The organism is Pseudomonas sp. 01L34, assembly GCF_056400265.1.
Genome location: NZ_JBFTSX010000009.1, coordinates 232044 through 248039 on the forward strand (window position 1 = coordinate 232044; position 15996 = coordinate 248039).

The following is a 15996-nucleotide window of genomic DNA, read 5'->3' on the forward strand; positions in this document are numbered from 1 at the left end:
CAGTTCTTCAGTACCACTTTCTATATTCCAAGGCCCGGAGTCCACATGACCGCACCGATTACCGTTCTTCGCGACACTCACCCGTTGCCCGTACTCGACGCCTGCAAATGGGAAAAGCTCGAAGGCGATCCGCACACCGTCAACCTCAACGCGTACACCAGCGAAGATGGCAGCAAGATCATGGGCACCTGGATCTGCACGCCGGGCAAGTGGTATGTGGAATACGTGAAGTGGGAATACTGCCACTTCCAGGAAGGCTACTGCATCATCACCCCGGAAGGCATGGCGCCGATCCACCTGCGCGCCGGTGACATCTTCGTCATCGAACCGGGGATGAAAGGCACGTGGGAAGTGGTTGAAACCGTGCGTAAATATTTCGTGTTTGCCTGATACAAAAAACCGAGAGACCACCCGACGTGGTCTCTCGGTAAAAAGGCATGCATGAACTCTGTGACAAGGGAGCTTGCTCCCTCGCCACAAACGCTTATTGGGGTTTGCGATAGCTGTTGATGATCGCCGAGAAGTCCTTGCCCCCTTCCCCACGCAGGCTCATCGCCTGATACAACTGCTGGGCCACCGCGCCGAGCACGACCGGTTGGTGCGCCTGACGTGCCGCCTCAGTGGCCAGCCCCAGATCCTTGAGCATCAGTTCAGCACCGAAACCGCCGGTATAACCGCGCGAGGCCGGCGCTGTTTCGACGATGCCCGGCCACGGGTTGTACATCTCCGAACTCCAGCAACGCCCGGTTGAACTGTTGATGACGCCCGCCAGCACGGTTGTGTCGATACCCAGGGCGCTGCCCAGCGCCATGGCTTCGCTGACACCAACCATGGAAATCCCCAGCAGCAGGTTGTTGCAGATCTTGGCGATTTGCCCGGTGCCGACTTCGCCGCAGTGGACGATGTTGCGGCCCATCTGCGCCAGCACCGGTTGCAGAGTGGCGAACAGTTCAGGCGTGGCGCCGACCATGAAGGTCAGCGTCCCGGCCGCTGCACCGCCAGTGCCACCGGAAACCGGGGCATCGGCCATGGCCACGTCCTGCTTTGCGGCCGCCGCGGCAACATCTCGCGCCGTCTGCGGATCGATGGTGCTGCAATCCACCGCTGGCACGCCTTTGGCGATTCCCGCCAGCACACCGTCTTCACCCAGCCAGACACTGCGCACATGGGCTGCTGCCGGCAACATGGTGATCACCAGTTGCGCGTCTTTCGACGCTGTCTTCGGTGAAGTGCTGATGGTGCCGCCGAGTTGAGCCAGTTCGGCCAGCACGGTTTGATTGAGGTCAAACAGGTTCAGCGAATGGCCGGCCTTGATCAGGTTGCGCGCCATCGGCGCGCCCATGTTGCCGAGACCGATAAAAGCGATTTTCATGTCCGGCTCCTTAGCGCAAGTGGATGGTGGTGTTCACACCGTGGTTGATGCTGTCGTCATCGAACCAACGTGCAGTGACGGTCTTGGTTTGAGTGTAGAACTGCACCACTTGCTTGCCATACGGACCGAGGTCGCCGAGCTTCGAACCACGGGAACCGGTGAAGCTGAAGAACGGTACCGGCACCGGGATCGGGATGTTGATGCCGACCTGGCCAACGTCGATTTCCGACTGGAATTTACGCGCCGCCGCACCGCTCTGGGTGAACAGACCCGTGCCGTTGCCGAACGGGTTGGCGTTGACCAGAGCGATGGCCTCATCGAGGGTGTCGACTTCCAGCACTACCAGCACCGGGCCAAAAATTTCCTGGGTGTAGATCTGCATCTCAGGGGTTACGCCAGAGAACAGGGTCGGGCCGACAAAGTTGCCCTGTTCGTAGCCCGGAACAGTGATGTCGCGACCGTCCAGCTCCAGCTTGGCGCCTTCCTTGATCCCGCTTTCGATCAGCTCGAGAATCCGTGCCTTGGCCCGCTTGGAAATCACCGGACCAACATCGGTGCCTGGCTCGCTGCCGGCATTGACCTTGAGTTTCTGCGCCAGCGCCTTGAGATCCGGCAGCCATTGTTTGGCCGCGCCCACCAGCACCACCACCGAGGTGGCCATGCAGCGTTGCCCGGCCGCACCGAAACCGGCGCCGACCAGTGCATTGAGCGCTTGCTCGCGGTTGGCATCGGGCAGCACAACGGCGTGGTTCTTGGCCCCCATCATCGATTGCACGCGCTTGCCGTGTTTACCGGCCAACTCGTAGACATGCGTGCCGACCGCGGTCGAACCGACGAACGAAACAGCCTTGATGTCCTTGTGGGTGCAAAGCGCATCGACCACATCCTTGCCACCATGAACGACGTTGAGCACACCCGGCGGAATGCCGGCTTCAATCGCCAGCTCCACCAACAGCATGGTCGACATCGGATCCTGCTCGGAAGGCTTGAGCACGAAGGTGTTGCCGCAGGCGATGGCCATCGGGAACATCCACAGCGGAATCATCGCCGGGAAGTTGAACGGGGTAATGCCGGCGCAGACGCCGATCGGCTGACGCAGGGTGTAGGTGTCGACACCGCCTGCGACGTTCTCGGCGAACTCGCCCATTTGCAGGCTGCCAATGGAACAGGCGTGTTCGACCACTTCCAGGCCACGGAAGATATCGCCCTCAGCGTCGGCGATGGTTTTACCCTGCTCATTGCTGAGTACCACGGCAATACGCTTGGAGTGCTCGCGAATCAGCGCCTGAAGCTTGAGCATGATGCGCATCCGCGCGCCGACTGGCGTCAGCTTCCAGGTCTGAAAGGCGCGATGAGCGGCGCTGATGGCGGCATCGACTTCAGCAGCGGTCGCGAAAGGGACTTTGGCCAGCACTTGCTGGGTCGCCGGATTGACGATGTCGTGCCATTCGGTGGTCTGGGATTCGACCCACTCGCCATCGATCAATAACTTGATCTTTTGTACGGTGGTTTCTAGCGATGCGTTCATGTCGGGTCTCCGGGACGTTGTTCTTATTTAGAGAGCTATCTTGGGAGCCAAGGCGAGAAAGTCGCCTTGAGATGAGGCGTGTGTCGCGATTTGGTTGTCGGACTGTTTTTGGAGTATAGATGTGCAAACTTCTAATAAGAACGCACATAAAAGCCGGTCCATCATGCAAAAAAACATCACGTCTTTAGGCTCGTTGAACTGGGATGACCTCAAGTTTTTCCTTGAAGTTGCCCGTACTCGCAAGGCCAGCACTGCGGCCAAGCGCCTGGCGGTGGACTACACCACTGTGTCGCGACGCATCAGTTCGCTGGAGGCCTCGTTGGGTACGCTGTTGTTCGAGAAGTCCCGCACCAACGGCTTCGTCCTGACCGCTGAAGGCCAGCGCCTGCTGGGTTACGCCGAATCGATCGAAAGCACTCTGCACATGGCTTGCGAGCAGGTCTCGGGCTCAGGCGTCGCGTTGTCCGGGCATGTGCGCATGGGCTGTACCGAAGGGTTCGGCAGCTTTTTCATCACCCCGCAGCTGAGCCATTTCGTCGACGCCTACCCGGCGATCTCGGTGGACATCCTGCCGCTGCCGCACTTCATCAGCCTGTCCAAGCGCGAGGCAGACATCGTCATTGCGCTGGAGCGGCCGGAACACGGCCCTTATGTCTGCTGCAAACTCTGTGACTATCGATTGCAGCTGTACGCGACCCAGGATTATCTGGACAAGCACTCACCGATCCGCCGCCCGGCAGATTTGAGCAAGCATCAATTCATCAGTTATGTGGACGATCTGGCGTTCAGCTCGGAGCTGCTGTACCTGGCGAATGTGCTGCCCGGTGCCAGTGCCAATCTGCGCAGCACCAGTGTGATCGCGCAGTTCGTGGCGGCGCAGCAAGGACGGTCACTGGCGATTCTGCCGTGCTTTTTAGCGGCTCAGGATCCGCGATTGCTGCCGGTGTTACCACAAGAGATCACCATCACCCGGCAGTTCTGGATGTACTGCCGGGAGGACCTGCGCAAGCTCAAGCGGATTACCTTGTTGTGGGATTACATCCGTACCGTCACCGAGCAGAATCAGGCGCTGTTGATGGGGGAAAGTCGGGAGATGGTGTTCGCCGATTAATCGGCACTCACCACGATCGACACCCGGCGGTTCTCGGTGCGCCCGGCCGCGGTGGCGTTGGAGGCGACGGGCTTGCTGCTGCCCAGGCCGCGTAGCTGGATGTTTTGTTCTTTTATGCCGACAGCGGCCAATACCGCTTCAACGCTTTTCGCGCGACGCAGGGAAAGTTGTTCGTTATAGGATTCCTCGCCCGAGGCATCGGTATGGCCGTCAATCCTCACCCGCTCGATTCCCACGCCCAACAACGCCTTGCCAATGCGTTCGACGATCTGGGTACTGGCGGGGTTGAGGTGTTCGACATCGCTACCGAACAGCACTTTGCCGGACAGGCCGAAGGCCCAGCCCTCATCCGTCATCTCGAAACCTTGCTGCTTGAGTACAGCGATCTGCGCCGGGGTCAGTCCTTTCTGCGGTGTCGTCTGGCAACCGGTCAATGCCAGCAAGGTCATGAATAAGCTAATCGTAAAAAATCGCAGAGAACGCTGAGTGAATGTGAACACAAAAATTAGCTCCTGGTTTGAAGATGGACGACAGAGTGCTCCGACCCTGCCGTGTGGTGAGCGCCTCGGGAAAGGCGTTTGGCCTGATACATCGCGGTATCTGCAGCATCGAGCAGCGCACCGGGCGTAAGCCCATGATCCGGGTACACGGCGATGCCGATGCTGAGTGAAGTCAACACCTGGGTACCGCCCGGCAACAGGATTGGCGCGTCCATACTGGCAATGATTTTGTCGGCAATCCGTTCGGCGTCTTCTATCTTGTGCAGCGGCGTCAACAGCACGGCAAACTCATCGCCGCCCAGACGCGCAACCAGATCCTCTTCACGCAACTGCGCACGAACCCGGGTCGCCACGGCGATCAGCACCGCATCACCGGCAGCGTGACCGAAGTTGTCGTTGATCTCCTTGAACCGGTCGCTGTCGAGAAACAGTACGGCCACTCCCTCATCCAGCTTGCCCGCATTGCGCAAGGCGCGCATCAGGCGGCCTTCGAAAAACGCCCGATTCGGCAACCCGGTAAGGCTGTCATGGCTGGCCTGGTGGGCCAGGGTTTCGTTTTCGCTTTGCAGATGGGTCTGCCAGGACTCGAGCTCGTCGAGCAAAGCATTGAAGTCGTTGCCCAGGTTGTCGAGTTCGGCAATGTCGGCGGGCGGTACGCGCCGGTCGAAGGCACGCTCGCTACGGGCGGCGTGAGCCACGGCAGCCAGGCTGCGCAACGGGCCAGTGATTCCTCGCAATTGCCGACGCGCCAGATAAAGCGCTACCCAGGCACTGACAGCGGTACACAAGACGATTCCCACCAGACCGCTGAGCAAAAAGCGCATCAGGCTGCCGCCGTGACCGATGAGCAAGATGCTGCCGATTTCCCGACCTTGATGAGTGATCGGCATGCTGATGGGTTTTTCCAGAATCGTTCGGGCGATCTGCATTTCAAGATCGGAGAGCCACCCCGTTTCCGGTCGTTGCCAACGTGCGAGCAACTCGCCTTGCTCGTCCATCACTTGCGCATCAGCCACTTCTTCAGTGGAGGCGATCAATGCCAGCGCTTCGGTGGCGGCGGCCTTGTCGTTGAACACCACCGCGGCTTCCACGGTGTAGTTGATCGAACGGGCAATCAGATGCAGGTTGTGATCGGCATAGACCCGCAAAGCCAGAACTCCCAGCAGGGTCAGTGAAACACTGGCCATGGCCACACCCACCAGGGCGACGATCAAATGTCCACGGCCGATAACCGACCCCAGGGTCGGGCGTATGCGAGGTTTGAATAGACTCATGGCGCCGCCGGCTTGCGGCGCGACAGTTGCAGCACACTGGGGTGAATGCGTACACCGCTGCGGGCGACCGAGTCGAGGTTGACCTCGAAGGACACCTGCTCATCACCGACCCGCAGACAGAACAGACTGCCGACAGTGCATTGATCGCCGCCTTCGCTAATGCTCACCACCGGGCGTCCCGTCAATGAGGCGAATAGCCGACTGCGTTCATCGCCGGTCAGCTTGCCGATGTACACCGCATCGCATTCACTGGCGATGACCGGATTATCGGCCAGCAACCGTCGTACAGTAACCGGTCGACCCGTGGCTTGTGTGGTGCCTTTGACCAGGTCGTCGGTGTATTCAGTGGGGCCGACCACGCACAGGCGCAGTTGTTGGGGCTCAACAGGCCATCGGGCATAACTGAGGATCCCGAGTACTACCTGAGTGACCGACCTGGCACGTTGGTCGGCTTTGCTCACGATAGTTTCCGACTCAGCACAGGCAACGCCCGTCAACAAACAGAGGAGGCCGGCAAGCAGCACTTGTTTGCAGCCAACGACGCGCCCTGTCGCCCAGACAGCCAACTTCATGCAGGAATTCTCTACGATCGCAACAAAATGATGCCGCAACGATAGCACAGCACCGAAACACCAGCGAGGCGACGCGCCATGGCACATCGGACAGACTCCTGCGGCTGGCACCGCCCCTCAATGGTTCGGCCAGGCACCCTCTTCCAGCTCCAGCATTAACCCGCTCAAGCGCTTGACCTTGCGCCGCACGGCCTCTTCGAATACGCCGGCTCGAGGCTCAATCAGGGTGAACCAGTCTTTGGCCCGGGTTATCCCGGTATAGATCAGTTCCTTGGTAAGCACAGGATTCAAAGCATCCGGCAGAATCAACGCCGTATGGGCAAATTCCGAGCCTTGGGATTTGTGCACGGTCATGGCATACACCGTGTCGACATCGTTGAGTCGGCTTGGCAGGACAAAGCGCACACCGCCCTGCCCGTCATTACGCGGGAAGGCCACACGCAGCACGTGCCGCCCGGCCTCCGGGCCTTCACGCTCCGGCAGCTTGAGGGCAATGCCAATGTCACCGTTCATCAAACCCAGGCCATAGTCGTTGCGGGTCATCAGCACGGGCCGACCTTCGTACCACTGATGGTCGCTGTCGATCAGCCGTGCCTTGAGCAGCGCGTCGGTCACGCGCTGATTCAAACCTTCCACGCCCCAAGGCCCTTTGCGTACAGCACACAACAGCTGGAAAGCGTCGAAGGCTTGTAGCACCACGCGAGCCCAATCAGCCCAGCATGGATCGTCGAGCGGGCGGTCGAGCGGTGGTCGCTGGCTGCGCAAAAGACTCAGGTAATGCCGATAACCTTGCGGTCCCCCGCCATGGCCTTCGAGCAACAAGCGCTCCAGCGCCCGGTCCTGCTCACCCTTTAGAGGCAGGGAAAATACGTCGTCATGACTTGCAGCGGCCAATAACTTGCGCGCGTCCTCGGGATGCTGTTGGTTAACCCAACGGGCCAACTGACCAATGCCGCTACCCTCGCCGAAGCGCCGTGAGTGGCGCAGCATCACGACTTGCTGGGCCAGTGGATGCGCGCCCTGGGTGTCTTCCCGCAAACCGCTGGCATCGAGGCGCTCACCGCTGACCGCCTCCAGCCACTGGCGGGTCTGCGGGCTGTACCAACCGGCTTCGGCATCACGACACAGATCGCCCAGTACGGCACCGGCCTCTACCGACGCCAGTTGGTCCTTGTCACCGAGCAGCACCAGGCGGGCATGGGGCGGCAACGCATCGAGCAGGTTGGCCATCATTTCCAGGTCGATCATCGAGGCTTCGTCCACCACCAATACATCCAGCGGCAAGCGATTACCCGCGTGGTGACGGAAATGCCGGGTACCGGGACGACTGCCGAGCAAACGGTGCACGGTGGTCACATCCGACGGGATCTTCTCGCGCACCGTTTCAGGCACTTTCAGGGTTTGAACCTGCTGGCTGATGGACTCGGTCAATCGTGCGGCAGCTTTGCCGGTGGGTGCCGCGAGACGAATACGCAGCGGCTTACCGGCCTCCGCTGCGGGTGCCTGGAGCAACGCAAGCAAGCGCACAACCGTGGTGGTCTTGCCGGTTCCCGGGCCGCCGGTGACGATGCTGAATGCACTTCGAGTAGCCAGGGCACACGCGAGCCTCTGCCAGTCGATCACTTCATCAGACCTGGCTGGACCGAACAGAGCGGTCAGGCGTTGGGGCAAATCACCCGGCGTTGCTTCGTGTGCCGCCAGGCGCTGGCGCAGCGCGAGGTCGATGCGCCGTTCGTAAGCCCAGTAGCGGCGCAGGTACAGGCGCTTGCCCGACAGCACCAACGGCCGGTGTTGCGCAGCCTCACGCCCATCGACGGCCAGAGCCACCAGACGACTGGACGCCAGGACCTTGCACCAATGGGCACCGTCCAGCGCCTCAAGCAATTGCGACGGCAGCAACATCGCCCCGCTTTGCACATCACCTTCCGGCGGCAGCGACAAGGCAAAATCCGGCTCTTTCAGTGTTTCGAACAGATCCAGGCAGACATGACCGTGACCCAGTTGGTGACTGATCAACGCGGCGGCCAGCAGCACCAGCGGATCATCGTCGGGAGCGAGCTCGTGGAGAAACGCGACGAAGGCCTTGTCCAGCGCCCGCAGCCAGCCGCGTTCGACCCAGCGCGTGAGCAGCAGCAACAAGTCATCTGCGCGGCTCAACGGGGCCAGGTCCGCCAGACTTTCGGCCGCCAACGGCGTAGGCAGCAAATCGGCGAAAGTGCGACTCATAGCAATACTCCCTGTTCCCAGGCGGGTTCGGCCTTGGGCTCTGGCTTGCCCTGGAACAACCGGTCCAGGTGCTCGATCAGCTCCCGTGGCGGACGGGCAAAATACACACCCTGGCTGGCCGCTCGAGTACCGCGAAGAAACAGATACAACGCTCCACCGACATGTCGGTCGTAATCGTAATCGACCAGCCGAGCCTTAAGCTGGCGATGCAGGGCGAGCAGGTACAGTACGTATTGCAGGTCGTAACGGTTATCGAGAATCGACTGCTCCATGGCCTGCTCGGTATAGGCCGCGTCATCGACGCCCAGCCAGTTGGATTTGTAGTCAGCGACGTAGTAACGGCCTTCATGCTCGAACGTCAGGTCGATGAAGCCTTTGAACATGCCATTGAGCAGCACCGGTTCGGCGGCCACCCGGGCCACGCCGCGATGGGTGTATTGACGCACAAGCTCATCGAGCTTGAGTACATCGACTTTATGACTGGCGAACCAGAACTCCATCTCGACCCGGTATTGAGTCAGTTGCTCGAACACCACCGGCGCCTGCCCGCCACCGATGTGCAATGGGGATTTGAGCAGGTGCTGCAGCCAGCCGCTCAGCGTGGTGATCCAGCCTTCCCAGCCACGGCGGTTGCAGCGACGGGCGATCGCGTCTTCCACGGTTTGCGGTGCAGCGGCAAAACCTTCGTCACCAGCCCATTCGAGCAATCCATGAAGAAAAGTGCCGGGGTTCGGACCACGAGGGAATCGATGGATATCTGCGCCGCCAGCGGCGACTTCTCGTGGAGCTTCAGGATCAAGGCGTTCGTCATCAAAGAGCTTTTGTGCTTGCGCGCTCTCCGGTGCCTCGTCACTGCCCACGCTCAGACTGTCACCAATGCGTAGGGCGCTGTAAGAAGCGATCCACCAGTTTTCACTGGCCTTGCGCTGGGGTATCAGCGGGGCCAACAACGTCGCTTCATTGCGTGGCGGATGGTAATGCTCGGCGGTCGCGTCAGGCATTTCACCGTAGTTCAGCGCCGCACAGTCTTGCTGCAGGTCTTCCAGCCAACGACGCAGCCCTGCCGACTCAGCCAATGGCGCACCACCGCCCAGCAGATAACCCAATGCCGAAAGGTGCAGGACCGAGCCGTTGTTATTGCCGCGCTTGAGATCAGTCACACCCAGCCAGCACGCATGTTGTGCCCGGGTCAGGGCCACATAGAGCAAACGAAGGTCTTCAGCCAAACGTTCATCGTCGGCTTGGGCGATCAACTCGGCTGTCGGCTTCAAGCTCACCTGTGCCTTACCCGTGGCATCGTGGTAATACAACGGCAGACGACTGCCATCCACCGGTTTTGCCGAGCAGATGAACGGCAGGAACACCAACGGATATTCAAGCCCTTTGGATTTGTGGATGGTCACGACCTTGACCAGTTGCTCGTCGCTTTCCAGGCGCAGGATCTGTTCTTCGCCAGCCTGACCAGACAACGCCAGATGCTCGGACAAATGACGGATCAGAGCTTGCTCGCCATCGAGTTCAGCGGCGGCCTGCTGCAGCAACTCGGACAAGTGCAGCAGGTTGGTCAATATCCGCTCACCATCGCTGCGCGCGATCAACGCCTGGGGCAGCTGAAAATCATGTAGCAATCGCCGCAACATGGGCAGCACGCCCTGTTTGCGCCAGAGCTCGCGGTAACCGCGGAACTGCATGACCCGTGCTTCCCAGGCCAGTTCGTCCTGATTCAGTCGCTCCAGTTCAGCCAGTGAAAGGTTCAGCGTGATGCAGGCCAGCGCGGCACGCAGGGGACGTTCGACATCCGGCTCGGCACAGGCCTTGAGCCACGTCAGCAGATCATGGGCCTCCTGCGCGGCGAATACCGAGTCCTTGTCTGACAGGTAAACACTGCGCACACCGCGAGCGGAAAGTTCGCCGCGCACGGCCTGGGCCTCATTGCCGTCGCGCACCAGAATCGCGATATCCGCCGGCAGCAGGCCTCTGAGACCCTTACCATCCTGTATGAAGCCCGCACGCCCCTGCTGACCGCCATTGAGCAACGCAGTGATCTCACTGGCGCAGGCGGCGGCCAATTGTTGTCGATACACCACGCCAGACAGTGGCTGGTCAGAGGACAAATGCCAGATGTTCAGGGCAGGCACAACCTGCCCCTCAATGTGCAGGACTTCTTTGCGCCCTTGGGACTCCACGGGCAGAAACGGTACCGGGTTCTCGCCACTCTTCTCCCGGAACAGGAACGCGCCGCGCCCCTGCTCGCGAGATTCTGCGCGCTGGAACACATGGTTCACCGCGTTGACCATGCCATGACTGGAACGGAAATTTGTGCCCAGGGTATGCAGGCGGCCAGTGGTGGCTTGCCGGGCGCGCAGATAGGTATAGATATCGGCACCGCGAAAGGCATAGATCGCCTGCTTCGGGTCGCCGATCAGGAACAGGCCGGATTCAGGGTTGTTGTCTTCGATGCGATAAATGCTCTCGAAGATTCGGTACTGCACCGGGTCGGTGTCCTGAAACTCGTCGATCAGCGCAACCGGGAACTGTTCGCGGATCAAGGTCGCCAGACGCTCACCGCCATCGGACTGCAACGCCGCATCGAGACGCAGCAGCATGTCATCGAAACCCATTTCCGCGCGACGACGCTTTTCTTCCTCGAACCGAGCACCGACCCAGTGGGCGGCATGTTGCAGCACGGCGGCATCGGGGGTCGGCAAGCCATCGAGACTGGCCTTGAGGCCGGGCATCGCATCGAGACCGGGATGACGGGGAGCTTCACCTTTCCAGGCTTCAGCCATGCCATCGGGAGTCAGGCGAGTGAAGCCGGTGCCAATGTCCAGTTGCTCCAGAGATTCGTCTTCAGCCCAGGCCCGGAGCTTTTCGAACCAGGGTTCGAAGTAGCGCGCCTGCATCTTGCGACCATCGACGCTTTTGCTCGCGACGCCCTGATGACAGATGGCAAGCAGCTCATCGGCCCATTGGCGCCAGGGCATCTTGAGCTCGAGCAACGCGGCCCGTCGTTCCTCCAGGCACTCGGCGATCAACTCGGCAGGTTCTTTACCTTCAACGCTGTCACGCTCGCTGGCGAACAACCCACGCACTCGCGGCAACAACGCTGCCGGGCCACCCCAGTTGCCGCGAACCCAATTCAGCGCATCGCCTTGCATCGGATAGCAGAACAGTCGCCAGTAGTCGCGCAGGACTTCGCCAAGCAAATCACTGTGATCGGTTTCCAGGGTCTGGGTGAACAGGCTGCCACTGTCGAATGCATGTTCGCGCAGCATGCGCTGGCACCAACTGTGGATGGTCGATACCGCCGCTTCATCCATCCACTGAGCGGCGATGTCCAGGCGATTTGCACAGCCGGGCCACTGCTCAGGGAGGTATTGCTCGCGCAACTCGGCAATCAGGCCATCCGGTGCCGGTGTCTCATCGCGGAAAAAACGCGCAGCTTCAGCCAATCGCGTACGAATACGTTCGCGCAGTTCTTTGGTCGCGGCATCGGTGAAGGTCACCACGAGGATTTGCGGCGGCAGCAATTCACGGCCAAAACCACTCGACTCGTCGCCATGACCAAGGACCAGACGCAAGTACAGCGCAGAAATGGTGAAGGTCTTGCCCGTCCCGGCACTGGCTTCGATCAGTTGGCTTCCACGCAGGGGGAATGCCAGGGCCAGCGGTGTTTTCGTGGTCATGAGCGCGCCTCCTCGCTGGTCAATGAACGCCAGGGAGCCTCAAGCAGCGGCCGATACAAAGCGTCGCACCAATCGGGGAAGGTCTCGTCGGCAATCAGGACATCGTAGTCGGCGTATTGCCGAGCGAGTGCCGGGCTTTCGCGGCGCTCACCATCAGTGGTCTGGCCATCGCCTTCATAAGCCTTGCGGGCAGCGGCGTCAGCCTTGACCGGATCGGTTTGAGCCAGCCAGGCGAAGGCTGTTTTTACGGCAATCGGCAACGGCTGGCGCATGCCCGTTTGCCAGGCCAGCAACAGATTACCCAAGGCATCAAGTGCTGCATCCTTCGCCAACGGAGCCAGTAACAGACTGTCGTCGCTCGCCACCAACGCGGTGGTCATCGACATCCCGCTGGCACAGGCAACCAGGTGATTGATCCATGGTCGTGTCAGACGATGCCATTTGCGTGTCTTGAGCGAGCCGATGCTGTTGGGAATCGTGGTGACCGATAGCAAACCACCGTCCGCACGTTGATGCAGGCCACTGAGCCAGCCCTCCAGACGCAGCCCATGCAGTTCCAGACTCACGGGCAACGCGCTGGCAAGTGGGGAAGGCCATAACGCCAGAAGCTGTTGATAGCGCTGCAACAGATCCGGCAACGGCTCGATCAACTCTCGCTGCAGACATTCGCCGAAACCGGCCATGGGCAAGAGCCCGCTGTTCTGCAGACGTTTCGCCTGTGCTTCCAGTACCTGATCGATTTGGTCCAATTGCCCGAGCGCTGCTTCGAGCAAGCTGTCGCTGAGGCTATAGCGTTGCAGCGCGTCGAGTACAAATGGCTCTTCATCCGCCAAAGGCGCTTCGGCAGCCTCGAAGAACACTTTGAGTCGCTGACTGAAGAAATGCCGTACCGGATTGCGCAGAAAATCCTGCAACTGACCCAGGCTCAGCGGCTCGTCCTGAATATAGGGCTCAAGAACCTCGATGGCAGGCGTCAAACCGCTGGACTGATGAAGTACCTGCCACTCGCTGGCGTAGCTGAACAAATCATCGCCTTCATGGAAGTAGCGTGCACTGAAGGGTTGCAGCGGATGTTCCTGAGTCATGGACTCAAGCAGATCAGCCTTGTCATCGTGCAATCGCCAACCGCTGGCGAGATGATCACGTAGTTGTCCTATCAATACCGAAGCCGGGCGCTCACTGTTGTCCCGAATACTGCGGCCGACCCAGCTGATATAGAGTTGGTCCCGCGCCGACAACAAGGCTTCCAGCAACAGATAGCGGTCATCTTCACGCCGGGAACGATCGCCGGGCCGGTAGTCGCTGCCCATCAGGTCGAAGTCCAGTGGCGGCTGCGCGCGAGGGTAATCGCCGTCATTCATGCCCAGCAGGCAGACCAGTTTGAACGGGATCGCTCGCATGGGCATCAGGGTACAGAAGTTGACGGCACCGGCGAGAAAGCGCTGAGACAAGCGACCTTGGTCGAGGCCAGCCAGCCAGGCTTCACGGACTACGGTCAGCGGTAACTCGTCCTGCAAGCCTACTGACTCGCAGGTCTCAAGCCAGGTCTCGCGCAACTCTTCGAGTTGGGCCAATAAATAGTCGTCATGTTCGTTACTGGCCAGGAAGAACAACTGCACCAGTGCTTGCAAGCGGATGCCCCAGAGTTTGGGCGGCGCAGGCTGGGTGAGCTCCTGGTGGGCAATCTCCAGTGCATCCAGCAGTGCGACCAAAGGACCTATGAGCGCAGCATCCAGGCCACCGATCTCGTCGTAGGGTTCAATACCCTCGCAGGCACTGGCACTGCCCACGGCATAACCAAGCAACATCCGTCGCAAGCCGAAACGCCAACTGTTTTGCTCCAGTTCTTCCGGCAGGCCCAGACCCGCACGCTGCTCGGCATTCATCCCCCAACGGATACCTGCGCCTTCGATCCAGCGGTGCAAAGTCGGCAGGTCACGTTCCTCTACGCCAAAGCGAGCGCGTAATGCCGGAACGTCCAGCAGATCGAGAATTTCGCTGACGGGGAAACGACTGTCGGGCAGCTTGAGCAGATGCTCGACAGCGATCAGTAGCGGGTCCCTGCCGCGCTGGCCTTGGTCCGCGAGCGTGAAGGGAATGAAGCGTGGATCGTGGCGATCAAGCTGACCAAAGACAGCGCGGATGTGGGGGGCGTAACTGTCGATGTCTGGAACCATCACGATCACGTCGCGAGGCCTTAAGTCTGGATCAGCACTGAATCGTGCGAGCAGCTGATCGTGGAGAATCTCCACTTCGCGTTGAGCACTATGGGCGATGTGAAAACGGATCGATTCGTCCTTTGTCAGATCGACTGCAGGCCAACTCTCGCGAGTTTCGTTCAGGGGGCGCAATTCCAGGATGTCGTCCTGCAACTGATTGAGCATGCTCTGAGGCTGGTTATCGCTGAAAAGGTCGATGCGCCCATCGCGAAATGCCGAGCGATAGCTGTTGGGATCGTCGTAACTGTCGAGCAGATTGATGTAGTCCCGCCCCTGCTTGCCCCACGCCGCCAATAGCGGGTGGGCATGCTGATGGAGCGTTTGCGGATCAAGCACAACCGGCATGCCGCGCTTGCGAGCCTGGCGCTTGTATTGATGCCGCAACAGGTCTTTATCGGCGACGATGTCCGCCCAATGGTGGCGACATGGGTTGTGTACGCACAGCAAGACCTGACTGAATCGAGCCAGCCCGGCAAGTGCTTCCAAGGCTTGAGCTGGCAGTGAAGAAATCCCGAAAACAATCACCCTGGAAGGCAATCCACTGGGCGCGCTGTCGAGACTATTGATACGCTCGATAAAGCGTTGGTGGACACCCGCGCGGCTTTGCGCCATGCCTTGTGCACCGACATCCAGCAACAGCGCACGCCACAGCTCTGCTTGCCAGCAGTTGGCCGGAGTCAGGGCTTTGGCTTCGCCTCTGCCATTTCGTAATTGGTGACGGCCTTCTGCCCAGTCTTCGAGCCAGTCCGCCCTGTACACCTGATATTGGTCGAATAGATCGGCCAGCCGCTCCGCCAATTGATAGCGTTTGCGTAAGTCGGTGTCATTCGTAAGGAAGCGCTGCAGGGGTTCGAAGTGCGGTTGGTTGATCAACTGTGGCAGCAGACGCATCAGGCGCCAGGTCAGCGGGGCTTTATCGAGCAGGGACTTGGCCGGGATTTCGTCACGTCCCAGCACCATGCGATAGAGCTGCCACATGAAGCTGCCTGGCAACTGCACATCGATGGCGGCAGCGATTCCGCAGCCGCCCATGTCGTCATCTTCTGGGTCCTCGGCCAGTGCCAGCTTCAGCCATTGGGCGATGCCGTTGCTCTGCACCAGGGCGATTTCATTTTCCAAGGGAGCCAGCGGGTAGCGCCGCATCCAACTGACCACCAGGCTGCGCAGCTCGTCCAGGCGGTTGCCGTGAACCACCATAAAACCAGCACTGAGGGACGTAGCGTCCGGCATAAAGGCTTCCTTGGGAAAATACAAAAGCTAGGGCCGAACCTTAGCACTGTCGGCAGACCGTGACAGCCGGGACCGTTCCGATGTTGCTGTACGAACTTTCCTGCGGGCAAAACAAAACCCCTACCTGCGTACGCAGATAGGGGTTTCGGAATTTAATCTTGACGATGACCTACTCTCACATGGGGAAACCCCACACTACCATCGGCGATGCATCGTTTCACTTCTGAGTTCGGGATGGGATCAGGTGGTTCCAATGCTCTATGGTCGTCAAGAAATTC

10 protein-coding genes and 1 rRNA gene are annotated in these 15996 nt (G+C 60.0%); 2 read left to right on the forward strand and 9 right to left on the reverse strand.

The window, feature by feature from the left end:
* Positions 1-45: 45 nt before the first annotated feature.
* Positions 46-390, forward strand: a complete 345-nt coding sequence (locus tag AC1DQM_RS26300; RefSeq protein WP_007900627.1) for a cupin domain-containing protein — start codon at positions 46-48, stop codon at positions 388-390.
* 94 nt (positions 391-484) lie between these two features.
* On the opposite strand, the gene mmsB is transcribed toward AC1DQM_RS26300, so the two are convergent.
* Positions 485-1372 carry a 3-hydroxyisobutyrate dehydrogenase gene (gene mmsB, locus AC1DQM_RS26305; protein WP_477747060.1) on the reverse strand — a complete coding sequence of 296 codons (888 nt, stop codon included), beginning with the start codon at positions 1370-1372 and terminating at the stop codon, positions 485-487.
* 10 nt (positions 1373-1382) lie between these two features.
* Positions 1383-2900 (reverse strand): CoA-acylating methylmalonate-semialdehyde dehydrogenase, encoded by a 1518-nt coding sequence (locus AC1DQM_RS26310; protein WP_086946401.1) that lies wholly within the window; start codon positions 2898-2900, stop codon positions 1383-1385.
* A gap of 163 nt (positions 2901-3063) precedes the next feature.
* On the opposite strand from AC1DQM_RS26310, the gene AC1DQM_RS26315 reads away from it, so the two are divergent.
* Positions 3064-4011 (forward strand): LysR family transcriptional regulator, encoded by a 948-nt coding sequence (locus AC1DQM_RS26315; protein WP_086946402.1) that lies wholly within the window; start codon positions 3064-3066, stop codon positions 4009-4011.
* On the opposite strand, the gene yfiB is transcribed toward AC1DQM_RS26315, so the two are convergent.
* The 7 genes from yfiB to rrf all read right to left on the reverse strand — a co-directional run bounded on the left by yfiB (position 4008) and on the right by rrf (position 15990).
* Positions 4008-4511: an outer membrane lipoprotein YfiB gene (gene yfiB, locus AC1DQM_RS26320; protein WP_028939937.1), complete on the reverse strand. Its 504-nt coding sequence runs from the start codon at positions 4509-4511 to the stop codon at positions 4008-4010. The two genes, AC1DQM_RS26315 and yfiB, sit on opposite strands and share 4 nt — an antisense overlap.
* Before the next feature lie 5 nt (positions 4512-4516).
* Entirely contained in the window at positions 4517-5785 is a 1269-nt protein-coding gene (gene dgcN, locus AC1DQM_RS26325; protein WP_028939938.1) for a diguanylate cyclase DgcN/YfiN, read from the reverse strand.
* Positions 5782-6357, reverse strand: coding sequence for a regulatory sequestration protein YfiR (gene yfiR, locus AC1DQM_RS26330; RefSeq protein WP_018929415.1), 576 nt, complete (start codon positions 6355-6357; stop codon positions 5782-5784). Before yfiR ends, dgcN begins: the two co-directional genes overlap by 4 nt.
* 117 nt (positions 6358-6474) lie before the next feature.
* Positions 6475-8583, reverse strand: a complete 2109-nt coding sequence (gene recD / locus AC1DQM_RS26335; RefSeq protein ID WP_477747061.1) for an exodeoxyribonuclease V subunit alpha — start codon at positions 8581-8583, stop codon at positions 6475-6477.
* Complete coding sequence (recB, locus tag AC1DQM_RS26340; protein ID WP_477747062.1) at positions 8580-12269, reverse strand: exodeoxyribonuclease V subunit beta; 3690 nt, start codon at positions 12267-12269, stop codon at positions 8580-8582. The genes recD and recB overlap by 4 nt, the downstream gene beginning before the upstream one ends.
* A complete protein-coding gene (recC, locus tag AC1DQM_RS26345; protein WP_477747063.1) occupies positions 12266-15718 on the reverse strand; it encodes an exodeoxyribonuclease V subunit gamma in 3453 nt (1150 codons plus the stop codon). The genes recB and recC overlap by 4 nt, the downstream gene beginning before the upstream one ends.
* Positions 15719-15874: 156 nt before the next feature.
* Positions 15875-15990, reverse strand: a 5S ribosomal RNA gene (rrf, locus tag AC1DQM_RS26350).
* Positions 15991-15996 lie beyond the last annotated feature (6 nt).

Excerpts from the sequence above, each read along its gene's own strand:
- recC (WP_477747063.1), bottom strand. The coding sequence starts at position 15,718 with ATGCCGGACGCTACGTCCCTCAGTGCTGGTTTTATGGTGGTTCACGGC.
- yfiR (WP_018929415.1), bottom strand. The coding sequence starts at position 6,357 with ATGAAGTTGGCTGTCTGGGCGACAGGGCGCGTCGTTGGCTGCAAACAA.
- recD (WP_477747061.1), bottom strand. The coding sequence starts at position 8,583 with ATGAGTCGCACTTTCGCCGATTTGCTGCCTACGCCGTTGGCGGCCGAA.
- mmsB (WP_477747060.1), bottom strand. The coding sequence starts at position 1,372 with ATGAAAATCGCTTTTATCGGTCTCGGCAACATGGGCGCGCCGATGGCG.
- dgcN (WP_028939938.1), bottom strand. The coding sequence starts at position 5,785 with ATGAGTCTATTCAAACCTCGCATACGCCCGACCCTGGGGTCGGTTATC.
- recB (WP_477747062.1), bottom strand. The coding sequence starts at position 12,269 with ATGACCACGAAAACACCGCTGGCCCTGGCATTCCCCCTGCGTGGAAGC.
- AC1DQM_RS26315 (WP_086946402.1), top strand. The coding sequence starts at position 3,064 with ATGCAAAAAAACATCACGTCTTTAGGCTCGTTGAACTGGGATGACCTC.
- AC1DQM_RS26300 (WP_007900627.1), top strand. The coding sequence starts at position 46 with ATGACCGCACCGATTACCGTTCTTCGCGACACTCACCCGTTGCCCGTA.
- AC1DQM_RS26310 (WP_086946401.1), bottom strand. The coding sequence starts at position 2,900 with ATGAACGCATCGCTAGAAACCACCGTACAAAAGATCAAGTTATTGATC.